The 11319-nt window shown below is 66.9% G+C and carries 10 protein-coding genes and 1 pseudogene; 8 read left to right on the plus strand and 3 right to left on the minus strand.

The features are described 5' to 3' along the window. Positions 1 to 180, plus strand: a 180-nt coding sequence (locus DVDV_RS23015; protein ID WP_217694150.1) for a hypothetical protein, incomplete at its 5' end; no start/stop codon positions are given. Here DVDV_RS23015 and DVDV_RS20210 read toward each other — a convergent pair. Continuing rightward, a complete protein-coding gene (locus DVDV_RS20210) occupies positions 173 to 2722 on the minus strand; it encodes an ABC transporter transmembrane domain-containing protein (protein ID WP_217694151.1) in 2550 nt (849 codons plus the stop codon). The genes DVDV_RS23015 and DVDV_RS20210 overlap by 8 nt on opposite strands. A 202-nt stretch (positions 2723 to 2924) precedes the next feature. On the opposite strand from DVDV_RS20210, the gene wrbA reads away from it, so the two are divergent. From wrbA to DVDV_RS20225, 3 genes are all read left to right on the plus strand, one after another. Beyond that, the gene (wrbA, locus tag DVDV_RS20215; RefSeq protein WP_075356385.1) at positions 2925 to 3536 is read left to right on the plus strand and encodes an NAD(P)H:quinone oxidoreductase; all 612 of its coding nucleotides are present in this window, start codon (positions 2925 to 2927) and stop codon (positions 3534 to 3536) included. Between the two features lie 190 nt (positions 3537 to 3726). Beyond that, the gene (locus DVDV_RS20220) at positions 3727 to 5889 is read left to right on the plus strand and encodes a bifunctional diguanylate cyclase/phosphodiesterase (protein WP_075356386.1); all 2163 of its coding nucleotides are present in this window, start codon (positions 3727 to 3729) and stop codon (positions 5887 to 5889) included. Between the two features lie 115 nt (positions 5890 to 6004). Then, positions 6005 to 6754, plus strand: coding sequence for a septal ring lytic transglycosylase RlpA family protein (locus DVDV_RS20225; RefSeq protein ID WP_075356392.1), 750 nt, complete (start codon positions 6005 to 6007; stop codon positions 6752 to 6754). Positions 6755 to 6984: 230 nt separating this feature from the next. On the opposite strand, the gene DVDV_RS20230 is transcribed toward DVDV_RS20225, so the two are convergent. Further along, on the minus strand, positions 6985 to 7287 hold the full coding sequence (locus DVDV_RS20230; RefSeq protein WP_024823920.1) for an integration host factor subunit alpha: 303 nt from the start codon (positions 7285 to 7287) through the stop codon (positions 6985 to 6987). Positions 7288 to 7385: 98 nt separating this feature from the next. Beyond that, positions 7386 to 7814: an HIT family protein gene (locus DVDV_RS20235; protein WP_075356387.1), complete on the minus strand. Its 429-nt coding sequence runs from the start codon at positions 7812 to 7814 to the stop codon at positions 7386 to 7388. Between the two features lie 135 nt (positions 7815 to 7949). On the opposite strand from DVDV_RS20235, the gene DVDV_RS20240 reads away from it, so the two are divergent. The 4 genes and pseudogenes from DVDV_RS20240 to DVDV_RS20255 form a co-directional block, all read left to right on the plus strand. Continuing rightward, positions 7950 to 9044 (plus strand): radical SAM protein, encoded by a 1095-nt coding sequence (locus DVDV_RS20240; protein WP_075356388.1) that lies wholly within the window; start codon positions 7950 to 7952, stop codon positions 9042 to 9044. Between the two features lie 79 nt (positions 9045 to 9123). Next, entirely contained in the window at positions 9124 to 9633 is a 510-nt protein-coding gene (locus tag DVDV_RS20245; RefSeq protein WP_075356389.1) for a hypothetical protein, read from the plus strand. A gap of 213 nt (positions 9634 to 9846) precedes the next feature. Then, positions 9847 to 10929: an amidohydrolase family protein gene (locus tag DVDV_RS20250; RefSeq protein WP_254845466.1), complete on the plus strand. Its 1083-nt coding sequence runs from the start codon at positions 9847 to 9849 to the stop codon at positions 10927 to 10929. Between the two features lie 193 nt (positions 10930 to 11122). After that, positions 11123 to 11319 (plus strand): annotated as a pseudogene (locus DVDV_RS20255) (histidine kinase); the annotation flags it as partial.

Consider the following 11319-nt stretch of genomic DNA (forward strand, 5'->3'; position numbering starts at 1 on the left):
CCAAAAACTTTTAAAGGGGGGCTTTTACAACACGCACTTGTATTCAGGCTACGCCACAAGAGTGCGCAACCAACTCATATAGAAACTTTCCCTTTGCAGGGGTCCGGGGGGATCATCCCCCCGGCCGCCGGAGGCATCTTCATCTTCATCTTCATCTTCACCTTCACCTGCATCAAATAACCTTAGGCGTAGACGCCTTGGGCGTCAGGTGCCGGTTCTGGCTGTTCCAGAGATCGCGGTAGACGGAGCAGCGTTTGAGCAGTTCGGTGTGTGGTGCAAAATCAATGGCCTTGCCGCCGTCGAGGACCAGGATGGCGTCGGCCCCGGCCAGCATGGACAGCCGGTGGCTGATGATGATGGTGGTGCGGCCCTGGCCGATGCGCGTCATATTGTCCTGGACGATGGCTTCGGACTCGGCGTCCAGGGCGCTGGTCGCCTCGTCCAGAATAAGGATGCGCGGGTTGGTCAAAAGGGCGCGGGCAATGGCCAGACGCTGGCGCTGGCCGCCGGACAGGTTGGAGCCGTTTTCTTCAAGGGGCGTATCGTAGCCGCGCGGCAGCCGGCGGATGAATTCCTCGGCCCCGGCCAGGCGCGCCGCCCAGACCACCTCGTCCAGGCTGGCCGTGGGCCGGGCCATGGCGATATTATCCCGCACCGTCCCGGTAAAAAGGAAGCTCTCCTGGAGCACCACGCCGATCTGGCGGCGCACATGGCCGATGTCGAGTTCGCGCATGTCGTGGCCGTCCAGGCGCAGGCTGCCGTCGGTTGGCGGATACAGGCCCTGGATGAGCCGGGCCAGCGTCGATTTGCCCGAACCGCTGCGCCCGGCCACGCCGATCATGGTGCCGGCGGCAAAGCGGGCCGTGACCCCGGACAGCGCTGCGGCCCCATCGGAAGCCGCGCCGTAGCGGAAGGTCAGGCCGTCGAGCACCACTTCGCCGGTGAGCCTCGGGCGCACGCCCTCGCCGGACCCGGCCCGTTCGGGCGGCTCGTTCATGATGGCGGCCAGCATTTTCACGGCCAGGGCTTTTTCCTGGTATTCCTGAAGCAGCGAAACGAACTGCACGAGGGGCTGGGTGACACGCCCGGCCAGCATCTGGAAGGCGATGAGCGCCCCGACCGACAGGCTGCCGTCAAAAACCAGGGACACGCCGATCCAGGGAATGCACAGGATCATGACCTTTTCCAGGAATCCCACCCCGGCCGTGGCCGCGTTGCCGAGCTTGCCCACGCCAAAGCGCATGGCAACCGCCCGGGCGGCGGCGTCTTCCCAGCCCCGGCGGCGCACCGGCTCAAGGGACAGGGCTTTGACCGTCTCCATGCCCCGGATGGTCTCGACCAGATAGGACTGGCGCTCGCCCTCGGCCCGGTAGAGCGCAGCCAGCCGGGTGCGGAAAAAGGGAATGATGATGGCTAAAAGCACGCCCAGGGCCAGACTGAGCGCCAGGACCAGCCAGGTGAGCTGGACGCTGTAGAAGAACAGCACCGGAATGAAAACGAGCAGGGCCGCGCCGTCAAGGAGCGTGAAAAAGAGCTTGCCGCTTAAAAATTCCCGTATCTTGTCGGCCTGCTGCATGTGCTGGATGAGGATGCCGACCCGGCTGTGGCCGAAAAAGCGCAGCGGCAGGGAGGTTAAGCGGGCAAAGGTGCGCGAGGCCACGCGCACGTCGATGCGGGCGGCGGCGTGGAGCAAGAGCACGCCGCGCAGGTAAGTAAACCCGGCCTCGAAGGCCAGGGCGGCCAACATGCCGAAGCTTAACACCTGCAAGGTGGCCAGCCCCTTGTGGGTGAGCACCTTGTCGATGACGATCTGGAAATAGATGGGCATGGCCAGGGCCAGCACATAGAGCATGAGCGCCGCCACGGCGGCGTCGGTGAATTCCCGGCGGTGGCGCAGGATTTCCGGCACAAACCAGCCCAGGCCAAAGGGCTGGTGCTCGTCGGTGACGCGGTAGACGCGTTTTAAGAGCATGGCCCGGCCGTCCCAGCGTCCGGTCAGGCTGGCCAGCGGCATGGTGTCGCGGCTCGGCGGCAGTTTGACCGGGTCCACCACGTCCACGAGCAGGCCGCCCTCACTGGGCTGGCACCCGGCCAGGACCAGGGCCGAGCCGTCGCGCAAAAAGGCCAGGACCGGAAACGCGCCGCCAAGCCGGGGCAGGTCGTCCGGGGAAAGATCACGCAGTTCGGCCCGCAGCCCCTCGGCCTGGGCCACGGCCAGCAGCGCTTCGGGAGTCGGTTCGACGTCGTGAAACCCATGGGCCTGGGCCAGCGACTCGTGGGCCAGGGGCAGGCCGTGATGGCGGCCGATCAGGGCCAGGGCGCGAAGGCCGGAGCGGCTGAGCCTTGGCTCGGCCAGAAGCACGGTGCCGCCATGGCTTTTGGCAAAGCTCTCGCTGTCCACCTCAAAGGAACCGGCCGTGCGCGACAGGGGATCGGCCACCCGCACCGAGGTCCCGGTCTCGTCGCTGCGAAGGCCGAGCACCACCACGCTGTTGCCGTTTGCAAGCCGGGCCAGCAGCGGAAACCGGCCAAGGGCGGCCATGGCCGCAACATCGAGTTCGGCCAGACGGGCCGAAAGCCCAGCATCGGCCGCCATGGCAACCAAGGTGTCGCTATCGGGTTCGGCCACGCCCAAACCGTACCGGTCGGCGGCGGCGGCCGGGTCAAAGGGCAGTCCGTAGGCGTCGGCCACGGCCTTGAGGCAGGTAAGGGCTGTTTGCATGGGCGACCGGCCGTGTCGGCGGCGGCGTTTGATTGCGGCCGATTGCCCCGGCAAACGGTGCAATCGGACCGCGCCGGGCCGTCCGGAAAATAGGGCAAATCCGCCCCTCGGGCAAGGTCCGGCCGCTGCCGGCTTGCCCTTTGCCGACAGGGGGCGTAGACAATCGGGAATCATCAACCAAATTCACGGGGGCACAGGCTTTATGAACGTGCTGATCGTCTACTACTCGCTCTACGGCCATATCGCGGCCATGGCCCAGGCTGTGGCTGAAGGCGTCAACCAGGTGCCGGGAATGGTGGCGACGCTTCGCCGCGTGCCGGAAACCCTGCCAGAGGAAGTCATCCGCAAAATGGGCGCAGAGCAGGCCCAGAAAGTCCAGTCCCATGTGCCGGTCTGCACCCTGGAAGAACTGGAGTCGGCCGAGGCGGTCATTTTCGGCACCCCCACCCGGTTTGGCAACATGTGCGGCCAGATGCGCCAGTTTCTCGATTCCACCGGGCAGATCTGGAACCGCGGCGGACTGGTCGGCAAGCCCGGCGGCGTGTTCTGCTCCACGGCCACCCAGCATGGCGGCCAGGAAACCACGCTCATGTCCTCCATCCAGACCCTGCTCCACCACGGCATGGTGGTGGTGGGCCTGCCTTACTCCTTCGCCGGCCAGACGCGCATCGATGAGATGACCGGCGGTTCGCCCTATGGCGCAACCACCATTGCCGGCGGCGACGGCTCGCGGATGCCGACGGAAAACGAGCTCGACGCGGCCCGTTTCCAGGGCAAACATATCGCCGGGATCACTTTGAAACTGCGCGGTTAAGGCGGCTGCGGCCGCAGCGGCGGCAGGATTTGCCCCTGGCAGACGGCCCGGACTGACGCCAGACAGCCGGGCCGTGTCGTGAAAAAAAGAACGAACCCGCATCCCCAGAGTACGCAACCCTTTACACAAGCCAGGAAAACCGTCACTGATCGGGATGGCCAGAGTACCCCAACGGCTTTCGGGAGACGACGTGAGCGCCCCGCATCCCAGACTCACCTGCCAGGGCGAGACTGCCGTGGAAAACGGCCTGGGCGGCCGGCAGCCCCGCATCCTCATTGTTGAGGACGAGCGGATTGTGGCCCTTGACCTCAAGGGCATCCTGCGCCGGCTGGGCTACACCCTGGCCGGAATCACGGCCTGCGGCGCCGAGGCCGTGGAGTTGTGCGGGACACTCGCCCCTGACCTCGTGCTCATGGATATCTTCCTTGGCGGGGCCATGGACGGGGTCGAAGCGGCCTGCGTCATCCAGACCGAATGCGATATTCCGGTCATCTACCTCACCTCCCACACCGATCAGGTCACCTTGCAGCGGGCCAAACGCACCGCTCCCTACGGCTATGTGTTAAAGCCCGTGGATGAGGACTGGCTGCGAACGGCCGTGGAAGTGGCCCTTTACAAGCACTACACCGAAAAGGCCCTGCGCAGCAGTGAACTGCGCTACCGCGAACTGTTTAGCGGGATGATAAACGCCTTTTTGCTCCTGGAGCTCTTGCCGGGTCCGGGCGCGACCCGGGATTTCCGCATCCTCGATGCCAACCCGGCCTTTGAGCACGCAACCGGCCTGCCCTGCGCCGACATCATCGGCCGCACCCTGGGCGAGGTGCTGCCCGGCATCGAACCGTTCTGGATCGACACCCTGGGGGCCATTGCCGACTCCGGGCGGCCCACCCGGTTCGAGAACTACCTGTCCGACCTCAACATGTATTTTCTGGCCCAGGCCTACTCCCCCCAGCCCGGACAGGTGGCCGTGGCCCTGGAAGACGTCACCGAGCGCAAACGCGGCGAAGAGCGGCTGCGCTACCGCACTTTCCACGACGCCCTGACCGGCCTGCCCAACCGGGCCTTGTGCCTGGACCGCATCACCCGGGCCATCGAGCGGGCCAAACGCCGCTCCAACTACATTTACGCCCTGCTTTTTCTCGATCTCGACCGCTTCAAGCTCATTAACGACAGCCTGGGCCATCTGGTCGGGGACGGCCTGCTGCGCCGGGTGGCCGAAAGGCTGCGCCGGGAGGTGCGCCAGCTCGACACCGTGGCCCGGGTGGGCGGCGACGAGTTCGTGGTGCTGTTGGAGGAAATCGCCTCTCCGGCCGATGCCCTGCGCATCGTCAAGGCCGTGCGCGAACGCCTGCGCACCCCGTTTACCGTGGAGGGCCGCCAGATTTACGTCACGGCCAGCCTGGGCGTGGTGCTTGGCCCGGCCGACTACGACCGGCCCGAGGAGCTGCTGCAAAATGCGGCCATTGCCATGGGCAGCGCCCGGACGGCCGGCTGCGGCCGGGTGCGGGTGTTTGACTGGTCCATGCGCGAACGGGCCGAGCGGGTCATGGACCTGGAAACCAACATGCGCCTGGGCCTGGAACGCGGCGAATTCGTGCTCCATTACCAGCCGATCTTCGACCTGAAGACCGGTGTGCCCCACGGTGTCGAGGCGCTGGTGCGCTGGCGGCGGCCGGACGGGGAGCTTGTTTCCCCGGGTGAATTCATTCCGGCGGCCGAGCAAAGCGGCCTGATCATACCCCTTGGCGGGCTGGTCCTGGCCGAGGCCTGCCGGGCCCTGGCCCGCTGGCGCGCCGCCCTGCTCGGCAGCCGGCCCTTTTTCATGGCCGTCAACCTGTCGGCCCGGCAGTTCACCCAGCCGGATCTGGTCAAGCAGGTGGTCACGACCCTTCGCCGGGAAAACATGGCCGCCGGCGATCTCAAGCTCGAAATCACGGAAAGCGTGCTCATGGAGCATCCCGAATCGGCCATGCTCAAGCTGCGGGGGCTGCGGGAACTGGGCGTCGGCATCGGCATCGACGACTTCGGCACCGGCTATTCGTCCCTGGCCTACCTGCAACGCTTCCCCATCGACACGCTCAAGGTGGACCGCAGTTTTGTCTCGGGCATGGAGGAGCAGGGCAACCGGGTCATTGTGCGCTCGGTGGTCAGTCTGGCCCACAACCTGGGCTACGACGTGGTGGCCGAGGGCATCGAGACCACGGCCCAGCTCGACGATCTGGCCGCCCTGGGCTGCGATCTGGGCCAGGGATTTCTCTACGCCCGGCCCATGGACGAGGCCGCTGCCCTCAAACAGCTTGGCCGGTATTTGGGCCCCGATTCCCCAGAAGACTGCACCCCGGACCGCGGCTGATCGACCCGGCGGCCGCCCCGACTGCCGGGCTTTGCCCCGTTCCGCCCCCCGGCCCAACTCCGGGCGTTTGCCGCCCCTGGTTGCCAGCCGCCACGGCAACGGCTACCTTGGCCCCATGGCGTACCCCTGGCAACGAATCAGGCTTTCGACAACGCTGCCGCGTCTTTTGGCCATCCTGCTGTTGGCCCTGTTCCTGGCCGGCTGCGCCGGCCGGCAACCGGTTCCCCGCCCGACCGGCCGCGAACCGGCCACTCTTCGGCCCTACACCATCAAGGGCGTGACCTATGTGCCCCTGCGCACGGCAGTCGGCTACCGCGAGGAAGGCGTGGCCTCGTGGTACGGGCCGGGCTTTCACGGCCATACCACCTCGTGCGGGGAAATTTACGACCAGTACAAACTGACCTGCGCCCACAAGCTGCTGCCCATGCACACCATGGTGCGGGTGACCAACCTGGAAAACGGGCGGTCCCTGGTGCTTCGGGTCAATGACCGGGGACCGTTCGTGTCCGGGCGCATCATCGACCTGTCCCAGGCCGGAGCCAGGGAGCTTGGGGTCCATGCCAGGGGCACGGCCCGGGTGCGGGTGGAAGTCGAGGGAGAAGTGCCGGGGGTTGGGCCGCAAGGCGAATTGCCGGGCCCGTTTTATGTGCAGGTGGGGGCGTTTGCCAATATGGCCAATGCCGACAGGCTGGTGTCGCGATTGCGCGAGGCCGGGTATGCCGGGTCGCGCATTCAGACCAAGGAGATCGACGGCGTGCGGCTCAATCAGGTCCATGCCGGGGTCTTCCCGACCACGGCAGCAGCCGAAGAAGCCCGGTTGCGCCTGGGCTCGCGCTTTTCCGGAGCCTTCGTCATCGCCCAGTAGCCGGGCGGGCGGGCCGGTTGACGAACTGGAAGCGAGCGGCAGCCCGTCCCCCCCGGCACCCGTGGCCGATCTGGGGTCAAGGTCAGGCTGCGGCCAGGAACAAGGCGGACCGGCCCGTCAGCGCCGCCCGTCCCGGATCCGGGCCGGCGAGCCACACCCAGTCTCAGGCCGGGCCCTGCACCTGGGGGAAACCGGCCTGGGCCGTTTCGTCGGACCGGCTGCAGCCGAGGCTACAGCACTTCGTCGGGATTGAGCTCGGCGCGAAACTTGCGCGAAAGCCGAAACACCACCACCTTGCGCGGCGGCAGCATGATGGATTCGTTGGTCTGGGGGTTGCGCCCCTTGCGGGCCTTCTTGTCATAGGACTCGAACTTGCCAAATCCGCTGACCAACAGCGAGTTGTCCCGTTTGATGGAATCCTTCATGAGTTCCAGCAAATGGTCGACAAGCACCTTGACCTCAGCCCGGTTGCGCTCGGTCTTTTCGTAGATGTAGTCGACAATGTCGGCCTTGGTGAGGGTTTTCCCGTTCATGGCATTCTCCGGCGCGTTACGTTAGGGACACGGGCAAAACGTCGGAACTGGCTGACGTTTCACAGATGACAATCATAATACATAGAATGATGCGGTACTTATTCCAAGGAAGCAAGCGCTTCCCGCACCGCTTCGGCCACGGCGGCCATGCCGGCGGCATCGGCGTAGGGCGTGCCCGGCCATAGCCGCAGCCCGTCGCCTTCGCGGCGCGGGATGAGATGGTAGTGGGCGTGAAAGACCATCTGGCCGGCACTGGCGGCATTGTTTTGCTGCATATTAAGGCCGCTCGCCCCCAGCGCCGCCATGACCGCTCGGCCCACGCGCTTTTGCGCAGCCAGAAGGGCCGTCCCCAGGCTGTCCGGCAGGTCGAACAGATCGGCGTGGTGGGCCTTGGGAATGATCAGGACATGGCCCGGCGCCACCGGGGCGATATCGAGAAAAGCCAGGACCTGCCCGTCTTCGTAGACCTTGGCGCAGGGGATCTCACCCTTGACAATCTTGCAAAAAAGGCAGTCCGCAGATTCCATGGCAAAGACTCTCTTTGGGGCGACACGTTGACGCAGATGCGAAAATCCGACCCGAGGCGTCATGGGCCGGGCAAATGCATTGCCTCCACTTATAGTAGAGGAAAGGCATTTTTTCAAGAGGCTTAGGAGAAAATAATGGCCCTTGCACCGACTTGGCCGTTTCTTTGCCAAAATGTCACTGGAAAAGCCCCCTCCCAGGGCCGGTTTTTTCGCCACCCCGAGCCGGACGGACGCCCCGCCAGGGTCTGGCCGGTGTTTCTCACCTACCAGGGCTGTCCGGGCCGCTGCGTCTTTTGCGCCCAGCCGCTGCAGACCGCCACGGCCCCGGCACCGCTTGGGGCCACGCTGGCCGCCCTGGAAAACGACCTCGACGCGGCCGCCCGGGACGGTCGCGGCCCCTACGAACTGGCCTTTTACGGCGGCGTGTTCACGGCCCTGCCCGAGCCCTGGCCCGAGCGTTTTCTGGCCACGGCCCGGCGCTGGAGCCAGGCTGGGCTCATCACCCGGGTGCGCTGCTCCACCCGGCCCGATGCCTGCGATCCGACGGTTTTGTGCAATCTGGCCGAACAGGGCCTGGGCATGGTGGAAATCGGCGCCCAGACCTTTGACGACGCCGTGCTGGCCGCCAGCGGCCGGGGCCATGACGCCGCCGCCATCCGCCGGGCCGCCCGGGACATCCCGGCCGCCGGCCTGGAGCTTGGCCTGCAGCTCCTGCCCGGCCTGCCCGGCCATACGCCCCAAGGGCTGGACCGGGACATTGCCGAGACCTGCTCGCTTGCCCCGCAGATCGTGCGCCTCTATCCCTGCCAGGTCATCGAAGGCACGCCCCTGGCCGCCCTGTTCCGGGCCGGGACCTACCGGCCCTGGGACCTGGAAACCACCCTGGACGCCCTGGCCCGGGCCATGCTGCCGCTGTGGCGGGCCGGCATCCGGGTGGCCCGCGTGGGGCTGGCCCCGCAGCCGGGGCTGGAGCCGGCCATCCTGGCCGGCCCGCGCCATCCGGCCCTGGGGTCGCGGGTGCGGGCCAGGGCGCTTTTGGCGCTGGTTGCGGCGCAAGTGGCGGCCCTTGGGCACCGCCCGGCCGGCCTGGCCGCCCCGCGCCGGTTCGCCGGAGAATTTTTCGGCCATGCCAGGGAGTTGGCCGACGCCTATGCCGGCCTGGGCCTGCCCCGGCAGTCCGTGCGCTTTGTCGGACGGGAGGATTTTTATCTGGCCGCGCAACCTGTTTGACTTGGGCCGCGCTCTCGTGCCAGAGTTGACAAAGGGGACGTTTCGTCCCGCAACCCATAAACCTGCCTGGTGAACGATCATGAAGCCATTCCTTGCGGCCCTGGCTTGCTTCCTGTGCCTCGCCCTGGCCGTCCCGTCCGCGGCGGAAACGCCCAACATGCGCCAAAGCATCAACTACTTCATGAACTATTTCAATGAAGCGGTGGTCCAGGCCATCCACATCAAAGAGCATGAAGACCAGGAAGGGCTGACCGAAAAACGCCCCTTCACCGACGAATACGTCTTTTTGCAGGACCTCAAGGCCCGCCTGGAAAAAAGCCTGGGCCTGGCGCTCAACCTGTGCGACCTCTATTACATTTATAATAAGACCACCTACTGCTTCACCAAGGACGAGAAAAACTACGTCTTTGACCGGCTCGACAACATCATGGACACCCTGCAGAAAATAAAGGACACGCCCTATCCCGCCGGGGAAGCGGTCCTGGCCGACAAATCCGCCATCCCGGCCCGGGAACTGGCGGCCTTTAATGAGCGCATCGACAAGCTGCGCGCCTTTGTCAAATCGTCCCTGGTCGTGTTCCAGCGCTAAGCCAAGCGCGACACCTGTGCTGCGGCCCGGGGCGGCGCATCTCCTCAGCGGGATGCGCCGCCCCGGGCCGCAGATCCGCCGGCTGCCTGCCATGCCAACTCCCCCCCGCCCGCTTCCGGCCTGCCCCGGCCCGTCGCTGCCGCCCCACGGGCCATAACGGCCCGAACCGCCCTGACCCTGGTCCCGGGAGAAGCCCCCCTGGCCGACGCGGCCGTGCTCCTGTCCGGCCGGCGCATCCTGGCCGTGGGCCCAAGGCGCGCGGTGCTGCACGGGTTCACCGGGCCGGTGGACGATCTGGGCGAGGCCGTCCTGGTCCCGGGCCTGCTAAACGCCCACAGCCATCTGGAATTGTCCCATCTGGCCGGCGCCTCGCCGGCCGGACTCGGCTTTTGCGCCTGGGTGGGCTGGCTCATGGCCCAACCGTTGGCCGCCCTGTCCTTCGAAGCCCTGGGCAAGGCCGTGGCCCAGGCAGCCGACACCGGCACAACCGCCGTCATCGACGTCGGCAACCGGGCCGGCCCGGCCGTGGCCGCCGCCCTGCGGGCCGCCGGCCTGTCCGGTCTGGTCTGCCACGAGTATCTCGGCTGGGGCCGCCTAGCGCCGCAAGACCTGCCCCCGGCCCTGGCGGCGGCAGCCGGCGACGGCGTGGCCGCAACCGCCAGCGGCCACGCCCTCTATTCCACCAGCCCGGACAACCTTCGCCGGGCCATGGCCGTGTGCCGCGACCGGGCCGCCCCGTTTTGCCTGCATCTGGCCGAGCACACCGGCGAAGTGGAACTGCTGGCCAGCGGCACCGGGGAATTTGCCGATCTGCTGCGGGGCCGGCTGCTGCCCAAAAGCTGGCGCGCCCCGGGCCGCACCCCGGTGGCCGAGGCCAAGGCCCAGGGGCTGCTTGGTCCCGGCACCCTGGCCGTCCACGCCGTCCACCTGACCCCGGACGACCGGGCCATCCTGGCGGCCAGCGGCACAACCGTGTGCCTGTGCCCGCGCAGCAACGCCCGCATCGGCGTGGGCACGGCCGATGCGCCCGCCCTGCTGGCCGCCGGCATCCGGCTGGCCCTTGGCACCGACTCCCTGGCCTCCAACGACGACCTGGACCTCTGGAACGAGGTCCGGGCGCTCCTGGCCGCCCATCCCAACCTGCCCGGCCCGGCCATCCTGGCCGCCCTGACCACTGTCCCGGCCGGCCTCCTTGGCCGGGAAGCCACGCTTGGCCGGCTGGCCCCCGGAGCTGTCGGCGGCGTGGCCGTCATGCCGCCGGATCTGGTCGAGCGCCTGTCCCCGGCCGGGAAATGATGGATCCTGGCAAAGCTCTGACGATTGCCTGTTGAAATTCACCACCAAAGCGCATACCCGTCGCAGGGAGGGCAACGCTGCACCGAACAACCCCCGTGATGTTGCCGCATGCGCGGCAGGACCGCGCCCACACCGTGCCCCGGCGGGGCAGGCCACAGAGACAAGACCGCCAGCCACCATGCACAAGCAGCCCATGCCAGCCAACCCGGACTCCAATTACGCCGTGGCCCGCCATCCCATCTATCGGGTTGACGGCGACATCTTTGGCTACGAACTGCTCTACCGCACCATCGGCGGCGGCAATGTCGCCGCCTTTCCTTCCGACGCCGAAGCCACTTTGGCCGTATTGGCCAACGGCATCCACGCCATTTCCCAGGACATCGCCCCGGG

The sequence above is a fragment of the Desulfovibrio sp. DV genome, assembly GCF_001936595.1.
GTDB lineage: Bacteria > Desulfobacterota > Desulfovibrionia > Desulfovibrionales > Desulfovibrionaceae > Solidesulfovibrio.

Coding starts and splice junctions, on each gene's coding strand:
- DVDV_RS20210 (WP_217694151.1), bottom strand. CDS start 2,722: ATGCAAACAGCCCTTACCTGCCTCAAGGCCGTGGCCGACGCCTACGGA.
- DVDV_RS20235 (WP_075356387.1), bottom strand. CDS start 7,814: ATGGAATCTGCGGACTGCCTTTTTTGCAAGATTGTCAAGGGTGAGATC.
- DVDV_RS20245 (WP_075356389.1), top strand. CDS start 9,124: ATGAAGCCATTCCTTGCGGCCCTGGCTTGCTTCCTGTGCCTCGCCCTG.
- DVDV_RS20230 (WP_024823920.1), bottom strand. CDS start 7,287: ATGAACGGGAAAACCCTCACCAAGGCCGACATTGTCGACTACATCTAC.
- DVDV_RS20225 (WP_075356392.1), top strand. CDS start 6,005: ATGGCGTACCCCTGGCAACGAATCAGGCTTTCGACAACGCTGCCGCGT.
- DVDV_RS20240 (WP_075356388.1), top strand. CDS start 7,950: ATGGCCCTTGCACCGACTTGGCCGTTTCTTTGCCAAAATGTCACTGGA.
- wrbA (WP_075356385.1), top strand. CDS start 2,925: ATGAACGTGCTGATCGTCTACTACTCGCTCTACGGCCATATCGCGGCC.